Raw genomic sequence first — 18,086 nt, forward strand, 5'->3', positions numbered from 1 at the left:
GCGAATCCTTTGGAGCTGAATTTTTTGGAGCGGGATTGGCACAGCGCCTGTTACTGACGCAGCTGACCTTGTGGGAGTGAGTGTGGAGAGGGAGCTCACTCCCACAGGGTCGGTGTGATGGCGAATCAGCGGTGCGCGGTTTTGCTGACCGCGGCGCTGTTATCGTGGATCAATTGGGTGATCATCGCGTCGGCCTCGACCAACTGACGGTCATACACATTGGTACTGAACGAAGCCTTTTGCGGTGGCTGTTGCGCCAACACCGGACCGCTCTGGTCACGCAGGTTCACCTCGACCTGAGTCGACAGGCCGACCCGCAACGGGTGCTTGGCCAGTTCTTCGGCATTGATGTGAATCCGCACCGGCACCCGCTGCACGATCTTGATCCAGTTACCGGTGGCGTTCTGCGCCGGCAGCAAGGCAAACGCACTGCCGGTCCCGGCACCGAGGCTGTCGATGGTGCCGCTGTATTTGACGTTGCTACCGTAGAGATCGGCTTCAATGTCCACCGGCTGACCGATGCGCATGTCACGCAGTTGGGTTTCCTTGAAATTCGCGTCGATCCACAGCTGATCCAGCGGAATCACCGCCATCAGCGCGGTGCCCGGCTGGACACGCTGACCGAGTTGCACGGTACGTTTGGCGACATAACCGGTGACCGGCGCGATCAAGGTGCTGCGGGCATTGTTCAGGTACGCCTGACGCACTTGCGCAGCGGCGGCCATCACGTCCGGGTGCGACGACACCACTGTGTCATCGACCAGCGCGCTGGTGGTCTTGAGCTGTTGTTGGGCGTTGGCCAGGGCGTTCTGCGCCGAGGTCAGGTCATCACGGGCGTGGGACAGCTCTTCCTGGGAAATCGCCCCGCCGGCAGCGAGGTTTTTCCGCCGATTGAAGTTCTCCTGAGCCTTTTGCACTTCGGCCTGCTGCGCATTGACCTGGGCTTTCATGCCGTCGACGTTACTGTACAAACCGCGCACCTGGCGCACAGTGCGGGCCAGGTTGGCCTGGGCGCTTTGCAGACCGACTTCGGCGTCGTTCGGATCGAAGTTGATCAGCACCTGGCCTTCATGGACCAAATCGCCATCGTCGGCGCCGATGCTGACCACGGTGCCGGTGACCAGCGGCGTGATTTCCACCACGTTGCCGTTCACATAGGCGTCGTCGGTGCTTTCGCTCCAGCGGCCGAAGAATTGGTGATAACCCCAGACGCCGGCTCCGGAGAGGATCACCATGATGGTCAGGACAAACAGCATCACCTTGCGCTTGCGCGGGTTGCTCGTGTCTTGACCGTTGTCAGGCGTTGGGGTTGGAGTTGTATCGGCAGTGGCCATGACAAGTACCTTGAATTAGTTGTGCTGCGTGGCTGGGGTTGCGTTGGCGGCGGTCAGGGTTTCGCCCTGAAATCCGCCACCCAGCGCTTGCATCAGTTGAATCGACAGGTCGATCTGCTCGGCATTCAGGTTGGCCAGCTGACGCTGGGCCTGGAGCAACTGCTGCTCGATGCTGAGCACGTCGAGGTAGTTGCCGATGCCGGAACCGTAGCGCTGGACCACGGTGTTGTAAGAATCCCGGGCGATGTCGGTGGCGTGTTGCTGGGCACCGATTTGCCGGCCGATATCGTGCAACTGGTTGATGGTGTCGCTGACATCGCCCAAGGCTTTCACCAGGCTTTTGTTGTACTGCGCCACCGCGAGGTCGTAATCGGCGTCGCGGGAATCGAGGTCGGCACGCAGGCGGCCGCCGTCGAAAATCGGCACCGAGATCGTTGGAGCGATGTTGAAGAAACGGCTCGCCGATCCAAACATCGCATCGCCCAGTAAAGATTCGGCACCCGCCGCCGCGCTCAAGTTCAAGTTGGGATAGAACTGTATTTTGCCAGCGGCGATGTTCTTGCTCGCGGCCTCGACCCGCCAGCGCGCGGCCACGAGGTCGGGACGACGACCGAGCAGTTCGGCCGGCAATACCGACGGCAATGCAACGGCGCTGGCCTGAAGGACTTTCGGCCGGGCGATTTCGTTGCCGCGATCCGGGCCTTTGCCCAGCAGCACCGCCAAGGCGATTTTCGCGCTTTGCAGGCGTTTCTCGGCGTCGATCAGGCTGGCTTCGGCGCTGGCTTCAAGGCTTTCGGTTTGCTGGAACTGGTACTGACTGTCGATCCCCGAGCTCAGGCGACGCTGGCTGAGGTCGAGCATTTGTTTGGTGCGCTTGAGGTCTTCGCTGGCCAGGTCATGGATGATGTGCGCCTGCCCCAGATCGCTGTAGGCACGGGCGACGTCGGCGGACAAGGTCAGTTGCGCGGCCTGCTGATCGACTTCGGCGGCGCGGGCCTGGCCCAACGCGGCTTCCCAGGCATCGCGCTGGCCGCCCCAGAGGTCGAAGGTGTAATTGAAGCTGGCGCCGAGATTACGCACGGTGGAGTAAGTGCCACCCTGCCCGCTCGGGTCTTTGTCGCGGGCCAGACGCGAACGGCTGACACCGGCGTTGGCATCGAGGGTGGGCATCCGTGCAGCATCGGCGGCGTAGGCGGCAGCACTGGCCTGGTGAGCGCGGGCGTCGGCGATTTGCATGTCGGGGCTGTCGTGCAGGGCTTCGCGGATCAGGCCGTCGAGCTGCGGGTCGCCGAGGCTTTTCCACCAGTCGCTTTTCGGCCATGCGGCGGGTGTCAGGGTCACGCCATTGAGCGACTGCCCGGCCTTGAGGTTCTTCGCATCGAGGCTGACGCCTTCGGTGCTCAGGCCACTGTAACTGGCGCAACCGGCGACGCTCATGGCCAACAGCACCAGGCTCAGTCCGGTACGCAGGCGTTTACTGTTCATTGCCACCTACCCGCAGCAAGGTGATCGAGTCACCCGCCGCTACCAGGATTTTCTTCAGGATGTGTTCCAGGGCTTTCAGTTCTTCCGGGGTGATGGCCCCGGCCAGTTCATTCATGGCATCGGCGCCGATTTCCGGCAGACGGTCAGTCAACTGTTGACCTTGTTCGGTCAGCACCAGTTGCACCTGACGGCGGTCTGCTTCGGAGCGTTGGCGGGCGAGGAAACCTTTCTGTTCCAGACGATCGAGCATGCGGGTCATCGAACCACTGTCCAGCGACAGGTGGCGGCACAGCTCGGCCGGGGTATCGACGCCGAACTGGGCCATGATGATCAACACTTTGAACTGCGCGGCGGTGATGCCGTGGGGTTCCATGTGAGTGTCGATGATCCGGTCCTTGAGCAGCGCGGCGCGTCCGAGCAAGAGGCCGAGATGGCAATTATGGAAATCGTATGAGGAGAAATGTTTCATCGGACCACCAATTAGCTGCCTAGGCAGTGAATGTATGTCGAGATATTACTGCTTAGGCAGCCAATGTCAACGCAATAGTTAGGATGCTTTGTATTTAGCTGATCGGCGGCGGGGGGATAGAGTGGTCAATCGTCGGCAGGAACAGGTTCACCCACATGATCGTGAACCTGTTCGCCGATGGGCTTGAAGGCGGGCTTACATCAGGGGAATGGAATAGCTCACGATCAGGCGATTCTGATCCTGATTGCGGGCGATATCGCTGCGTGACATTGCGTTGCGCCAGCCGAAACCGACGTTCTTCAACGCGCCACTTTGAATCACATAATCCAGGGAGATATCTCGCTCCCATTCGCTCGCGTCCTGGCCGCTTGTCGTCTGGATGTTGTTGCCCTTGAGATACATGACCGACGCCTTCAGACCCGGAACTCCCACGGCCGCGAAGTCGTAGGCATATTGCGCGAATGCGGTCCGTTCGCCGGCCTGGATGAAGGTTTGAATGGTGCGGTCGGTGTACAGATAAAGACTGGCGCCGCCCTCGCCTTTGTCGACCAGCCCGCCTTGATTGAGTTGAGCAAAGTTGCTGTCATCGGAAACGCTTTGATAACCCGCTGTAATGGCATGGCCGCCTAACGAGTAAATGAATGCCGCACTCCAGGTATCGTTGTCGATTTCACCCGTCCCGCCTTTGGTATAACCACCTAACTTGTAACCACTGGCACGCCCGGCGGCACTGCTGTTCTTGCCATCGGAAGTGGTCTTGAAATATCGCAAGTCGGTTTTCAGCGAGCCGTACTCACCCAACGGCAGTACATGCAATACACCGGCGAAGTGCTGTTGGTAATAGTCTTCAAGGTTGGCGTAGTAATACTGGGCAGTCAGGTCTTTAGTCAGTTTGTAATCAGCGCCGGCGAAGGTGAACTTGTTGCTTTCCTGGTTGGCACCCGCTACCGCCAGGCCGGCACTGTCGCTGGAACCGCGGCCAGTGGCATGCTCAAGTTGGCCGGCGGTAAAGGTCAGATTATCGAGTTCGTTGCTGGTGACCTGACCGCCTTCAAAGGTTTGCGGCAGCAGTCGACCATCGTTCGCCACCAGAATCGGCAACTTTGGCTGCAAGGTGCCGTAGCGCAACTCGGTCTTGGAGAACCGCATCTTTGCTGTCGCGCCTGCACGCGCCCATTGATCCGCGGCCTTATCGCCATCACTGGGAATCATTGAACTGCCGACATGCCGTCCTTCACCGCTGTCGAGCTTGATCCCAAGCAAACCGATCGCATCCAGACCGAAACCCACCGTACCGTCGGTGAACCCCGACTGATAGTTGAGCATGAAGCCTTGGCCCCATTCTTCAGTTTTCGACGGCGCGGCGGCACCGTCGCGGTTATCGTTATTGAAATAGAAGTTACGCAAGTTCAAGTTGGCTTTGCTGTCATTAATAAAATCAGCAGACGCCAAGGGACTCAGGGCCATGCCCAAACCGCCGGTTAAAAAACTTAATACTTGAAACGAGGCTTTCATCAGGGCGAACTCCAGCGCAGAAACCATGTTCTGTGCGCAGTAAAAAGACAGCAGGAAGCAACGGGCCCACCAATGGATAAGCCCGCGCATTAAGTCATCATTGAGATAAACGTCATGTAACCGTACTAAGTGGCCGTCGTTAAAACCTCCCCAAGCTAAATAAGCACAGCATCGTCATCGTCCTGGCGTTATCAGTCGATCAATCCATGATCGTCATAAAACGGATAAGGCCCGGCGTATTCACCGAACACGGCGTTGTGGGTCACCAGACCTTGTTGCGGATGCCAGCGATGTACCAGGTACCCCGCCGGCTCCAGATTGAAATGTGCGGGCGCGGATGCCTCCAGATCCAGCACGATCTGGTGGGAAGTGCCGGGGCACACACAACTCAACGAGCCGCCGAAGCGACGCTGCATGGGCCGATGCAGATGCCCACAAAGCAAGCGCTCTACCTGCGGATGGCGAGCGACGAGCGCTTCCAAAGCAGCGGTATTGATAAACGGCTCGTGGTCCATGTGGCCGATGCCCGTGATAAAGGGCGGATGATGGAGAATCAACAGCGTCGGTACATGGGGGCGACGGGACAATTGCTCATCGAGCCAGCGCAACTGGCTGTCCAGCAATTGACCGCCATGGGCGCCCGGCCGGGTCGAGTCCAAGCCGATCAGGCGTACCGGATGCTCCTCGACCACCCAGTCGAGCGGCGCGTTGGCGTTAGTCGGCAAATAAGTGTGATGGGTAAATCCCGCCAGTAGCTGCTCGCGATGATCGTGATTGCCGGGAACCAGATAGACAGGCATGTGCAATCGCGCCAGTTCGCGCTTGAGCACCGCGTATTCATCGGCACGGCCGAAATCCACCAGGTCGCCGCTGATGACCACGATGTCAGGGCGCGGTTGGCTGGCATTCAAATGATCCACCGCGCGCCGCAACGCGCCCAGACAATCGACCACGCCATAGGTCAGCTTTTGATCGGCTTTAAGGTGCAAATCGCTGATCTGCGCAATAAGAAACGGACTGTTCAAAATAAGTGCTCTTAAACAAAAAACATCACGAATGCAGGGTGAACAACACGTGTGGCTCGATGGCCAGGGCAATCAGCGCGCCAGTGGCATGAATGACGCCGTCAGCGCTGTCGACCAGCAATGGCTGCCCGGCCCCGACGTCCACCAACAGGCGACTTTGCGCCCCCTGGAAAAACTGCCCGACCAGACGACCGCGCACATGCCCGGCACCGTCCATCACCCGCAAATGCTCAGGACGGCAGTACACCGTCGTCGGCACAGGGATCCCCTTCCAGGGCAACTCGCCACCGCTGACCTTCAAGCCATGGGCGGTCGGTTCGATCACCGGGAACGCATTGAGGTTGCCGACGAAACTGGCGACAAACGCGTTGGCGGGTTGCTGATAGATGTCTCGTGGCGTGGCCAGTTGTGCGATGCGTCCGCGCTCCATGACCAGGATCCGGTCCCCCAGCGCCATGGCCTCGCCCTGGTCGTGCGTCACAAACACCGAGGTAATGCGCAAGCTGCGCAGCAGTTGATCCAGCTCGCTGCGCAGCCGTTCGCGCAACTGCGCATCCAGCGCTGCCAACGGCTCATCAAGCAGCAACACCCGAGGCCGGGGGGCCAACGCACGGGCGAGTGCCACCCGCTGACGCTGGCCGCCGGACAACTCGTGAATGCGGCGTTTGCCGTGATCCTGCAGGCCGACCAGTTCCAGCAACTCGGCGCAACGCTTGTTGCGTTCGGCGGGCGACAGGCCTCTTATCTTCAGGCCGTAAACAATATTGCCGGCCACGTCCAGGTTCGGAAACAACGCGTAATTCTGAAACACCATGCCCACGTCGCGGCGCTCGATCGGCAGGCGTGTGACGTCACTGTCGGCAAAGAAAATCTGCCCGACATCCGGGCGTTCAAGGCCGGCGATCATGCGCAACGTGGTGGTTTTACCGCAACCGGACGGGCCAAGGATCGCCAAGGTTTCCCCGGCCTCGATAGTCAGGTTCAAATCATCTACAGCAACGGTGCCGTCAGAGAACGCCTTGCGGCAACCCTGCAGGCGAATAGTGGTTCCAGTCATCGACGCTCTCCACGAGAAAGACGGGCGCTGATGGCTTGCAACGCAATCAGCAGCGGCACGATCATCAACAGAAATATGAGGGTGTAGGCGCTGGCCACTTCCAGCCGCGCCGAGGCATAGCTGTCGGCCAGGCCCACCGGCAAGGTCTTGGTCATCGGTGTGTGGAGCATCCAGGTCAGGTTGAACTCACCCAGCGACAGGGTGACGACCATCAACACTCCGGCCAGTATCCCGGCCCGACAATTGGGCACCACCACACTGAAGAAACGCTTGATCGGCCCGGCACCGAGGCTCGCCGCCGCCTCTTCGAGCGTCGGCAATTGCTGGCGCTGCATCACCGCCATTACTGGGCGCACCAGAAATGGCAAGGTAAACAGCACATGACCCACCAGGATAAACAGCCAATTGCTGCGAAACTCGCCGAATTGCCCGTAGGTCAGCAGCAACGCCAAGGCACTGGCCAAGCCCGGCATGGCCACGGGCAACACCATCAGCTCTTCAAATGCACGGCTGAAGCGGTTGTTCATCCGCACCAGGGCATAAGCCGCCGGCACGCCGATCACGCAAACACTCACGGCACAGGCAACCGCCAACCGCAGTGATAACCAGACCGTCGGCGAGTAGCTTTGCCAGACCTGAATCAACCAGTCGAACGTCAGGCCACTGGACACCCCGACGAAGTAATTGCGCGTCAGCCCCGCCAGCAATGACATCAGCACCGGCACCAACATGAAGGCACAGACCAGCAGGGTAAAAACCAGCTGTGCGATAAACAGCGTTGTTCGTTTCACAAAACCGTCCCCGACTGTTTGGCCACGCGCCGTGCCAGCAACAGCACCGCCCAGGTGACTGCTCCGAGGATGACCGACAGCGCAGCGGCCACGGTGAAATTGGCGTAGTTGGTGAACACGTTATAGATGGCCACGGGGGTCACGTTCAGCCGCGTGCCCAAGGTGAACGCAGTGCCGAAAGCGCCCATCGACGTCGCGAAACAAATGGCGCCGCAGGATACCAGCGCGGGGGCCAACCCCGGCACGATCACGTCGCACACCACCCGCCAATGTCCGGCGCCGAGTGAGTGCGCGGCTTCTTCCAGGCTGCGATCCAGGCTTTCACACGCGGCCATCACCGTGAGAATCACCCGCGGAATCGAGAAGTACAGATAACCGATGAACAGCCCCATCAGCGAGTAAGCGAAAATCCAGCGCTCACCCGCCAGCCCCAGACCGAGCGAGGCGAACAGGCCTTGTCGACCGGCCAGCAGAATCACCAGAAAGCCGACCACCACCCCGGGAAACGCCAGCGGAAACGTCAGCAGCGCAACTAACGCCGAGCGACCGAAGAACTGCTGGCGAGCGAGAAACACCCCGCTGATGCCACCGACCAACAACGCCGCCAGTGTCACCAACGCCGCAAGGAGACAGGTCTGCACCAGGCTGCCAAGGTATTGCGCACTACTGAGCACTTGCCAATAGCCACTGTCGCTGCCCTCGCGCCCCTGCCCACCCAGCACAATCAAATGCGCCAGCGGCAACAGCCAGAACGCGAGCAGAACCGCTGCCGCCGGGGCCAGCGCCCAGGCAACCGTTGGTCGCAAGCGCTGCAAAACATCGTGGCGGGACGAGACGTCCTGCACGTTGAGCGGCACAGTCGTCACTTACTTGACCTCACTCAGATAGCGCGCAGCAAAGGCTTCCTGCACCGCCGCCATTTTTTCGTAATCGACCACGCCGGCGCGGGCATAGTCACTGTCCGGAAGGAACTGCGCGGCGACGTCGGCCGGCATCTTCATCTCACGAACCGGACGCAGATATGCCTTGGCCCACAACGCCTGCCCCTGGTCGGACAGCACAAAATCCAGGACCTTTTCGGCGTTGGCGCGATGCGGTGCATTGTCGACCACGCTCATCACGTAAGGCACGCTGATGCTGCCTTCCCTGGGGATCACGAAAGCGACGTTCGCCTTGTCTTTGTAGCGCGCACGGTAAGCGTTGAAGTCGTAGTCGACCAGAATCGGCAGCTCACCGGAAAGCACCCGCGCATACGCGGTTTGTTTCGGCACGATGGGCGCGTTTTTCGCCAGTTTCTGGAAGTAATCAATGGCCGGCGCGAAGTTATCCAGGGTCCCGCCCATCGCCTGATTAATGGCGACCGCGGACACGTAACCGACGAATGCACTGGATGGATCGAGGTAGCCGACCATGCCTTTGTACTCAGGCTTGAGCAGATCAGCCCAGCTCTGCGGCACCGGCAAGCCACCCAGCGCATCGACGTTGACCATGATTCCCAACGTGCCGGAATGAATTGCAAACCAGTGCCCCTGCGGGTCTTTCAACCCCGTCGGAATCTGCTCCCAGCCTTTGGGCTTATAAGTCCCGACGACTCCGGCTTTTTGTGCCTGTAAACCGAATGTCACGCCGTAATACACCACGTCCGCCACCGGCGCGGCGTGCTCGGCAACCAACTGCGCCAGAGCCTGGCCAGAGTTTTTATTGTCCAGCGGTACCTGCACACCTGTGGTGTCGGCAATGGCCTTGAGTTGAGTGCCCCAATCTGCCCATTCCGGTGGACAGTTGTAGCAAATCGCCGTTTCAGCGGCCTGGGCCAGGCTGGCCACACCGCACAGCCATAACGCAGCCAGGGTTTTAGTGAAGCGGGTCATCGAGTTTCTCCTCGTAGGGTTGAGTACTTTCGCCTGGCCGGACATGGCAAGGCAGGCAATGGGAAACCGGGGCAGCGCCAGCAATTTGTGCCAGCAATTGGTCAATGACCGTGCTGGCCAGCGTTGCAATTGGCTGCACCACGCTGCACAGCGTGGGGTGCATTTGCGTGCCCAGGGCGATACCGTCGAAACCGATCACTGACAGCTGCCCAGGCACATTCCAGCCGTGTCGGCGCAGTTCGGCGATCAGGCTGATCGCCAGCAAATCGTTGGAACAAACCAACGCGCTGGGCGCCTGTGGTCCGGACAAAAAAGGTTCAAGGGCGGCGAAATCGGCTTGGGTATGGGCGGGCATTTCGATCACCGGCAAGCTGTCGAGGCCGTGCTCACGCATCGCGTCGCCATAACCGGCGTAACGCAGACGGGCACGGTCAGACTGCAAGGCCGGGCCGGCGACCATGCCAATGCGCCGATGCCCAGCGTCCAGCAAATAGCGCGTGGCCAGTGCCATCCCGGCGCGGTTGTCGACCGACACCGCGCTGTAATCGGGATTGCCCGGTTGGTGATAAGCCAGCACAAACGGCGTGTCCTCGCTGGCGAGGCTTTGCAGCACGCGGTTGCTTTCGGCATCGGTAACGGTCAGCACCAGCCCGTCAACCCGCTGGCGCAACAACTCCTCGACCACCGCGCTTTCACGCTCGCTGTTGTAATCGGTGGTCGCCAGCAACAAATTGTAGCCACGCAAACGCGCGGCCCGCTCCATTGCCTGGAATTGCTCGGCGAACACCGGATTGAGGAGATTGGGGACCACCACCCCGATCAGGTTGGTGGTTTGCAAACGCAGTTGACGGCCGAGGCGATTGGGCCGAAAACCCAGTTCGCGGGCAGCGGCGAACACTTGCTCGCGGGTCGCCGGACGCACCACTTCAGGGGAGGCGAAGGTCCGCGCGGCAGTCGCCCGCGATACACCTGCCAGTCGTGCAACTTCTTTCAAATCAGTCATTGTCGCTCGCTTGAGATCGATCTCATTCGCGAGAACATTACTCAGCGAACATGGCGTTCATGCGATTAAAAGATGACATTTTGATGTCAATCGCGGCATCCGATTACGCCCCACCCGCTCAACGGATTTGAGCACAGGCGCACCTGTCAGACCTTCAGCGATCCCGCAGAAATAGACTGGGTGTGTTTCCTCCCCCCACGTCCAGAGTCCGTGATGTCTTGCTCTGGGCTACGAGCGAAAAAATGATAAATGTTCTAGTTAGTGAATTATTGTGAAGCCATTATGGTGGCGATTAATCCCCACTGATCAAACCCATACAAACTCCAACCGAGCTCACTGAATGAACATCCTGAGCCGCTCTGAATTCTCGACCAAACTGCTGACAGCGTTTGTTTTCTGCGCCTTGATTACTCTACTCGTAGGCGCCGGTAGCATCCTGAGCATTAATCGGTTGTCCACGGCGCTGGCGTTGACCTTTTCTGACGACCTCGTGTCAGTGGGCAAAATCGGGGAAACCCTGAGCAGCCTCACCGCGCACAACCGTGGGATGTATCGTCTGCTTGATGGGCAAAGAGGCGTGTTACCGGACAGCGAAAATCACCGCCTGCACGAAGCGCTGGTGACTGATTTGAACACTGCAAAAAATGCCTACGCCAGCTACCGTGCGACGCCACTGCAGGACGATGAGCGCGCGGCGGGTGACAAACTGGACCTGGTCTGGCCGACCTACATCAGCACATCACAAAAGATTGTCGAACTGATAGACGCCAAAAATCTGGACCAGGCCGCCGTCATCCTCAACGGCACCAATAACATCGCGTTCCGTGAAGCGCGAAGCCTGATACGGGTGATGGTTGATTCCAACAACCGACAGATAGGCGAAGGCGCTGCTGAGGCGGAAGCGTTGCACCGCACCGCCATACTGTCGTTGACGACCGGGATCATCATTGCGTTCGTCCTGGCAATCGCCCTTGGCGTCTTCATCACCCGCATGATCACACGTCCATTGGCGCTGGCCGTGTCTTACGCACAGGAGATTGCAGGTGGGGACCTCACCCGAGCCATCAGCGGCAACAGCCACGACGAAGCAGGCCAGTTGCTCAATGCCATTTCTGCGATGCAAGGGGGCCTGAAGCGTACCCTCACACAAATCGCCAACGCATCGGATCAACTGGCCTCAGCCGCCGAAGAACTGTCAGCTGTGACCGAAGAAAGCACACGCGGGTTAACCCGTCAGAATGATGAAATCCAGCAGGCTGCCACGGCGGTCAACGAGATGACCGCTGCGGTTGAAGAAGTAGCACGTAACGCCGTCACTACTTCACAAGCCTCAAGCAGCGCCAGTAGCGACGCCATTAACGGTCAGTCACAAGTCAAACAGACCGTGACAGGCATTACCCACATGGTGGCCGAAATCACCGATTCCAACCAGGCAGTGACCGAACTGGCCGGCAATGTCCGGGAGATCAGCAAGGTGCTGGACGTGATTCGCAGCATTGCCGAACAGACCAATCTGCTGGCCTTGAATGCCGCTATCGAAGCGGCCCGTGCGGGAGAGCAAGGTCGTGGTTTTGCCGTGGTGGCCGACGAAGTTCGTGCCTTGGCCCATCGCACCCAGGCCTCCACCGTGGAAATCGAAGGCATGATCAGCACTGTGCAACGCGGGGCCGACGGGGCCGTGAACGCCATGGGCAAGAGCCTGGCACTGGCCACTCAAACCCAGGACCTGGCGCAGGACGCCGGTTCGGCGTTGCAGAAGATTACGGACGGCGTTTCGATCATCAACGAACGCAATCTGGTGATTGCCTCCGCCTCCGAAGAGCAGGCCCAGGTCGCACGGGAAGTGGACCGTAACCTGACGAACATCCAAGACCTGTCGACCCAGAGTACCGCGGGGGCCAATCAGACGGCGGCCGCTAGCCAGGAGCTGTCTCGCCTGGCCGGTTCGTTCAGCACCTTGGTCGCCCAGTTCAAACTCTGAGCGCCGCCGCCCCACTCCCGCAAGGACCACACCGGACCGTGTGGGGCGGACCTGCTTACGACGGGAGCGACCCGGTCTATCTGAAAGGATCGAGGTGTTAGAAATCCCGCTTGTAGAAGATGTCCAGCGAACTGGCCACGCCGCTGGCGGCTTCGAGGTAGACTTTTTTGCTCAGCTTGTAACGCAAGGCGATGGTGTTGGCCGGTTCAAACACGCCTACGCCATAACGCAGGCTGAGCTTCTCGGAGATGTTGCCGCTGGCCACCACACTGGTGGTATTGCCGCTGCCTTGGGTATCGAGCTGGAAGTCCTGAATGCCCAGATCCTTGGCCAACCCGCTAGTGACCCCGGAGCTGCCCATCAAACCCAAGCCGAGGGCGGCCTGGGCGAGCATGTTGTTGTCTTCACCGGTGGTACTCAGCGGACGCCCCAGCACCAGGTAGGACAACGCCTGCTCCTGACTCATCGCCGGCTCGGAAAAGATCTGCGTGGTCGGCTGTTCGGCACTGCCGCTCAAGCGAATGCCGGCAATCACGTCGTCGGTCTGGCGAATCGCTTCGATGTCCAGGTACGGCTGATCGATGGGACCGGCAAACAGCAATCGGGCCCGACGCACCGTCAGCCGCTGGCCGTAGGCGCGATAACGCCCGTCGTTGAGCCAGAGCTCGCCGCGTGTGTCCATGTTGTCGCCGATGTGCACATGACCTTGCAGGTTGGCGGTCAGGCCAAACCCGGCGAAGCTGAGTTTGTCTTCCCCGACCACCACATCGATGTCCATCGCCATGGCCATCGGCGGCTTGCCCTCTTCGGTCTGCTGACCGACGATCACCGTGTCATCGGAGACCTTGACCGTCGACGGCGGCAGCTCACGCACGGTGATTTCGCCCTTGGGCACCAGCACTTTGCCGACGATTGCGAGTTTGTCGTCCTTCATCGAAATTTTCAGGTCCGGCGCCACTTCGAGCTTGGCGTGTGGCTCGACGCTGACCGGCAACTGCGTGCCTTTGAGGGCCAGGTCCACCACCAGCGCCTGGCCCCAGGCGATATTGCCATTGAGAGTGCCCTGCCCGGCCTTGCCGCTTTTCCAGCCGCCATTCAGCTGTACGGTTTCGCCGGCAATCACCGCTTGAAGTTGCAGGGCCTGGAGCGCCATCGGCAGTTCCGGTCCGGAGATTTCACCGTCGCGCAGCTCAAGGTTGCCGTTGACCAGCGGCGCCAGCAACCCGCCAGACAGCGTGCCGCTGCCGTTCAAATGCCCGGTGAGTTTCTCGACCATCGGCACAAACGGCCGCGCCACCGACAAATCCAGGCCATTGAGGCGGAATGAGCCGGTCAGCGGTTTGTTCTTCGGCAACGGGTTGATCTGCGCCTGCAGCATCAGCTCACCAAGCTTGCCACCGACGAAGCTGAGGTCGGTGTCGATGCGTTTTGGCGTGAGTTTGCTGGTGAGTTTCAGGGTCTGGTACGGGAAGTCCAGCCACTGATCCTTTTCCTTCATGCGCAACGTGCCGCCGCTGGCATCGACGCTGATCTGGCCGTTCGGGCCGCTGGCCGGCAAGTCCAGTTGCAGGTCGGCGTTGAGCCGGCCCTGCCAGGCAAAATCCTTCGGCAGCCATTGCGCCAGGCTGTCGATCGGGAACTGCTTGAGGTGGTAACGCAGCTTTGGCTCGGGCATCAAGCGCTGGTCTTCGCCACACAGGCTGGCCGGGCCGGACATCCAGCAATGGGCACCGAAGTTGATTTTGCCGTCCGCCAGCCGTTCGAGTCTGGCCGGGTTTTGCAGCTTCCAGTCCTGACCACCGGCCTGGATATCGCCACTGGCCAAACGCCCRCGCCAGTTACCTTTATCCAACGCGCCGTCGAGACCGAGCGCCAGTTTCAGTTTCGGTCCTTGCAGGTCGAGGGTCAGCTTCTGGTTTTTGATGTCGCCCTGGCCGCTGGCGGTCAAGGTGCCCAGTGACGTGTCGCCGGTCTGGATGCCGCTGCCCTTGAGGTCGATCTTCGCCCGTTGGGCACTGTCGAGGGTGGCATCCAGATTGAGGCTTTGCAGGCGGTTGTCTTCGAAAACCAGTTGCGTGCCTTGCAGGGCGAGCTTGCCTTGCGGTGCCTTGAGCGTGCCGGCGACATTGACCCGACCATTGAGCTGGCCGCGCAGTTGCGGCCAGAGTTGGGCCAGGCGCGGCATTTTGATGTCGATCTGGCCGGCGAGTTTCTGTTGCAGGCTGCCTTGGCCATTGATGCTGTTGTCACCCAGGCGAATCTGCAACGCGCTGAGGTTCCATTGCTCGCCGCCGCCATCAGCCTTGGCTTGCAACACCGCCGGCTGCCCGCGCAGTTTGCCTTTCAGGTCCAGGTCGGCGGTCAGGCTGAGCCTTTCATTCTTCATCTCGCCTTTGCTGCGTAACGGACYCGCCAAGGTACCCGGCAACTCCGCGAGCCAGTACGCCGGGTTGATCGCCGAGAGGTCCAGCGCGGTATCCCAGGCGATGCCGTCGGCAAATTGCAGGTTCAGGTGCCCTTCGGCCTTGCCCTGCCCGGCTTCGAGCTTGAATTGCGGCAGATGGATTTGGCTCAGGTCGCCGCTGAACGGGCTGTTCAGGCTGAACGCCCCGGCCGGGCCATCCAGTGCGGCCTTGAAGTTACCGATGTAGTTGCCGTCGGTGTAGGAGACTTCACCGTTGAAGCTGCGCAGTGCCACTTGCGGCTCATCGATCAGCGGATAGAGGCGGTGCCAGGGGAAATCCAGCCAGTCGATTTTCGCTTCGGCACTGAAGCCTTTGCTCCAGTCCAGTTGCCCGGTGAGCTTGAGGCTTTGTTTGTCATTGGCGGTCAGGTCGAGACCCGCGATTTGCGCGCCCTTGGCGTCAACCTTGCCTTGCAGCAACAACGCGACCGGGCCAAGTTCGGCGGGCAACGTGGCTTTGCCGAGCAACTGGTAGCCGTTTTTCAGGTCGCCGTCGCCGGTGAGCTCCAGTTGATTGAGTTGCAGGGTGTCCGGCAGCTCGGCGCTGGCCTTGAAGCCGTCAGCGGTGATACGCACTTTTGCCGGCAGGTTTTCCACCAGCGGCTGCAATTCGCCGGTCAACTGCCCGTTCAGGTAACCGCTGCTGTCGGCTTTCAGCTTCAGGGTTTTCAGCAGGTCGCCGTCGACCTTCAACACCAGCGCCCAGGGTTCGGTGCCCGGCGCCGGCAAGGTCAGTTTGCCTTCGGCGGTCAGCGGCCAGTTGCCGCTCGGTTGCAACAGGCCAGACAGGTTCAGGCTCAGTTCATCCCGCTGCAAGTGCACCGAGTCGATCTGCAAACCCTGTTCGGTCCAGTGCGCCGCCAGTTGCAGGCCTTTGAGCTCTTCGCTGCCGTTGAACAGCAGACGGCCGACCTTGACGTCACCCAACTCAATGGCCAGCGGCAACTTCAAGTCCGGAAGGCTGATCGGCCCGCTGCTTTGCTCTTCTGCGCCTGGCGGAAATTGCAGGCTGACCTGCTCAGCCTGCAATTGCTCGATGCACAGCGTCATGCGCGTCAGGCACAGCGGCGACCAGGCGAAAATCGCCTGGTTCAGCTCAACCCGGCTGTTGTCCTGCTGCCACAGCAGATGGTCGGCGCTCCACTGTCCACCCAAACGGCCCTGGAAATTCTCCACGGTCAAACCCGGCACAAACCCGAGCGCCCAGCGACTGCCCGTCGCCGTACCCAGCACGATGATCAAGGCCAGCACGACCAGCATCAGCAGCGCCGGGATCGCCAGCAGCGCTATTTTCAAACCACGCTTCACAGCTCAGGCCCCATGGAAAAGTGCAGTCGAATGCCGCCGTCGTCGTCCATCGCGTGGGCCAGGTCGAGGCGAATTGGTCCTACCGGCGAAACCCAGCGTACGCCAATACCGACGCCGGTCTTCAGGTTCGGCAGTTCGAGGGTGTTGAAGGAGTTGCCCTGATCGATGAAGGTTGCGACCCGCCACTTTTCGGCGATGGAGTATTGATACTCGACGCTGCCGGCCACCATGTAACGGCCACCGATACGGTCGCCATCGGAGTTCTCCGGGGACAGGCTCTGGTAATCGTAACCGCGCACGCTCTGATCGCCACCGGCGAAGAAGCGCAGAGACGGCGGCACCGATTTGTAACCGTTGGTGGCGCTGCCGCCGACCTGCACCCGACCGAGGAAGCGGTGTTTATCGAAGACCGTGGTCAGGCCTTTGACCAATGCCGTGCCATACACCAGGTTGGTGTCCGAACCCAATCCTTCCTTGGCGACCTTGGTTTCGAATTGCAGGCGATAGCCATTATGCGGATCGATGCGGTTGTCGCTTTTCAGGTACGAATAGCTCACGCCGGGCATTAGCAAGGTACTGAGCCCCGAGTCGTCACCGAGTGTATATTCCTCGCGTTGCCATTTAAGCGACACCACCCGCTGCCAGCCGCTGGGCAACTTGCTGTGCCATTCGGGGCCGAGGGTCAGCAATTTGCTGCGGGAGTCGGTGCCAGCGATATCTTCATATTGATAGCCAGCGGCCCAGCGCAGTTTGTCGGTCAACGGTGGGTCCAGGGGAATGTCGTAAAACACCCCGACGTTCTGCCGCGGTGCCGACAGTTCGGCTTCCCAGCCATAGCTGTCGCCTTGCGGGTTGACCCAGTGCCGGGTCCAGTTGGCCTTGATTCGCGGGCCGACGTCGGTGGAAAACCCCAGACCCAAGCCCATGGTCCGAGGCTTGCGGGTGTCGAGTTTGACCGCCACCGGGATCACGTCGTCCTTGGAGGCCGTTGGCGCCGCGTCGACGCGCACGCCTTCGAAATAACCGCTCGATTGCAGCGCCTGATTGAGTTCGGCGATCAGTTCCGAGTCATAGGGCGTACCGGCCTTGAACGGCACCATGCGTTGCAGCAGGTCTTCGTCGAACGGCGTGTCGCCTTCAAAACTGACTTTGCCCAGCGCATAACGCGGGCCGCTGTCGTAGATCAATTCGATGTCGGCGACGCCCGCGCGCGGGTCCACCAGCAGCTTCTGGCGAGTGAAGCGCCCACTGAAGAAGCCGAAACGCGAGGCCTGGTTCTGGATCAGCCGCTTGGCGTCTTCGTAACGGCCATGGTTAAGCACCGCGCCTGGCATTAGCAGGTCGCTTTTGGGCACACGAAAGGATTTGAGCGAGGCGGCAGGACCGTCGACACGTATCGTGACGTTACGCAAATGGATCGGCTCGCCGGGATCGATGTTCAGCACCAGGCGCGGCGTCTTGCCGCCCTTCACGTCGCTGTCGATTTGCGGCTGGTAATACCCCAAGGCCTGGGCGGCCTTGCGCGCCTGTTCTTCGGCGCCGCGACTGAAGCGCAGCAAGGCTTCTTCATCGCGATCGCCGAGGCTACCGATATAGCCCTCTATATTGGCCTTCAGTTCATCGTTGGACGGTTTGATCCGCACATCCAATTCACTTTGCGCCAGCGCCGCGCAGCTGGATAACAGCATCAACAGGCCGCTGGTGATTCTTCCTGGAACATTCATAGGCGCGGATGCTATCACGAGCTTGGGAGCCTGATAGAGCCGGACTTGTCCCATAAGTT

At 60.3% G+C, this 18,086-nt stretch carries 13 protein-coding genes and 1 pseudogene; 2 read left to right on the forward strand and 12 right to left on the reverse strand.

Translation table 11 applies throughout. The features are described from left to right. Positions 1 to 125 precede the first annotated feature (125 nt). The 10 genes from AC1DIS_RS12240 to AC1DIS_RS12285 all read right to left on the reverse strand — a co-directional run bounded on the left by AC1DIS_RS12240 (position 126) and on the right by AC1DIS_RS12285 (position 10,550). Positions 126 to 1,334, reverse strand: coding sequence for an HlyD/EmrA/EmrK family protein (locus AC1DIS_RS12240; protein WP_018925479.1), 1,209 nt, complete (start codon positions 1,332 to 1,334; stop codon positions 126 to 128). Positions 1,335 to 1,349: 15 nt separating this feature from the next. Continuing rightward, positions 1,350 to 2,819 carry an efflux transporter outer membrane subunit gene (locus AC1DIS_RS12245; protein WP_477743712.1) on the reverse strand — a complete coding sequence of 490 codons (1,470 nt, stop codon included), beginning with the start codon at positions 2,817 to 2,819 and terminating at the stop codon, positions 1,350 to 1,352. Further along, positions 2,809 to 3,288, reverse strand: coding sequence for a MarR family winged helix-turn-helix transcriptional regulator (locus AC1DIS_RS12250; RefSeq protein ID WP_018925477.1), 480 nt, complete (start codon positions 3,286 to 3,288; stop codon positions 2,809 to 2,811). The genes AC1DIS_RS12245 and AC1DIS_RS12250 overlap by 11 nt, the downstream gene beginning before the upstream one ends. A gap of 195 nt (positions 3,289 to 3,483) precedes the next feature. Then, positions 3,484 to 4,803 (reverse strand): OprD family porin, encoded by a 1,320-nt coding sequence (locus AC1DIS_RS12255; protein WP_026286361.1) that lies wholly within the window; start codon positions 4,801 to 4,803, stop codon positions 3,484 to 3,486. 191 nt (positions 4,804 to 4,994) lie between these two features. Beyond that, complete coding sequence (locus tag AC1DIS_RS12260) at positions 4,995 to 5,828, reverse strand: phosphodiesterase (RefSeq protein ID WP_064618825.1); 834 nt, start codon at positions 5,826 to 5,828, stop codon at positions 4,995 to 4,997. A 25-nt stretch (positions 5,829 to 5,853) separates the two neighbouring features. Beyond that, the gene (locus AC1DIS_RS12265; protein ID WP_018925474.1) at positions 5,854 to 6,885 is read right to left on the reverse strand and encodes an ABC transporter ATP-binding protein; all 1,032 of its coding nucleotides are present in this window, start codon (positions 6,883 to 6,885) and stop codon (positions 5,854 to 5,856) included. Further along, complete coding sequence (locus tag AC1DIS_RS12270; protein ID WP_477743713.1) at positions 6,882 to 7,676, reverse strand: ABC transporter permease; 795 nt, start codon at positions 7,674 to 7,676, stop codon at positions 6,882 to 6,884. Before AC1DIS_RS12270 ends, AC1DIS_RS12265 begins: the two co-directional genes overlap by 4 nt. Further along, the gene (locus tag AC1DIS_RS12275; protein ID WP_477743714.1) at positions 7,673 to 8,542 is read right to left on the reverse strand and encodes an ABC transporter permease; all 870 of its coding nucleotides are present in this window, start codon (positions 8,540 to 8,542) and stop codon (positions 7,673 to 7,675) included. Before AC1DIS_RS12275 ends, AC1DIS_RS12270 begins: the two co-directional genes overlap by 4 nt. Next, complete coding sequence (locus AC1DIS_RS12280; protein WP_018925471.1) at positions 8,543 to 9,547, reverse strand: ABC transporter substrate-binding protein; 1,005 nt, start codon at positions 9,545 to 9,547, stop codon at positions 8,543 to 8,545. It abuts the gene before it with no gap. Beyond that, positions 9,531 to 10,550, reverse strand: coding sequence for a LacI family DNA-binding transcriptional regulator (locus AC1DIS_RS12285; protein ID WP_477743715.1), 1,020 nt, complete (start codon positions 10,548 to 10,550; stop codon positions 9,531 to 9,533). Before AC1DIS_RS12285 ends, AC1DIS_RS12280 begins: the two co-directional genes overlap by 17 nt. A 340-nt stretch (positions 10,551 to 10,890) precedes the next feature. Between AC1DIS_RS12285 and AC1DIS_RS12290 the strand changes: the two are divergent. Beyond that, positions 10,891 to 11,673, forward strand: a pseudogene (locus tag AC1DIS_RS12290) (MCP four helix bundle domain-containing protein); the annotation flags it as partial. Then, a complete protein-coding gene (locus AC1DIS_RS12295; protein WP_371924316.1) occupies positions 11,668 to 12,531 on the forward strand; it encodes a methyl-accepting chemotaxis protein in 864 nt (287 codons plus the stop codon). The pseudogene AC1DIS_RS12290 and the gene AC1DIS_RS12295, both read left to right, overlap by 6 nt. 97 nt (positions 12,532 to 12,628) lie before the next feature. On the opposite strand, the gene AC1DIS_RS12300 is transcribed toward AC1DIS_RS12295, so the two are convergent. Both AC1DIS_RS12300 and AC1DIS_RS12305 read right to left on the reverse strand, forming a co-directional pair. Beyond that, the gene (locus AC1DIS_RS12300) at positions 12,629 to 16,303 is read right to left on the reverse strand and encodes a translocation/assembly module TamB domain-containing protein (protein ID WP_477780896.1); all 3,675 of its coding nucleotides are present in this window, start codon (positions 16,301 to 16,303) and stop codon (positions 12,629 to 12,631) included. Further along, the gene (locus tag AC1DIS_RS12305) at positions 16,300 to 18,027 is read right to left on the reverse strand and encodes an autotransporter assembly complex protein TamA (RefSeq protein WP_207238872.1); all 1,728 of its coding nucleotides are present in this window, start codon (positions 18,025 to 18,027) and stop codon (positions 16,300 to 16,302) included. The genes AC1DIS_RS12300 and AC1DIS_RS12305 overlap by 4 nt, the downstream gene beginning before the upstream one ends. Positions 18,028 to 18,086: the final 59 nt, after the last annotated feature.

This window comes from Pseudomonas sp. 05N433 (assembly GCF_056396925.1).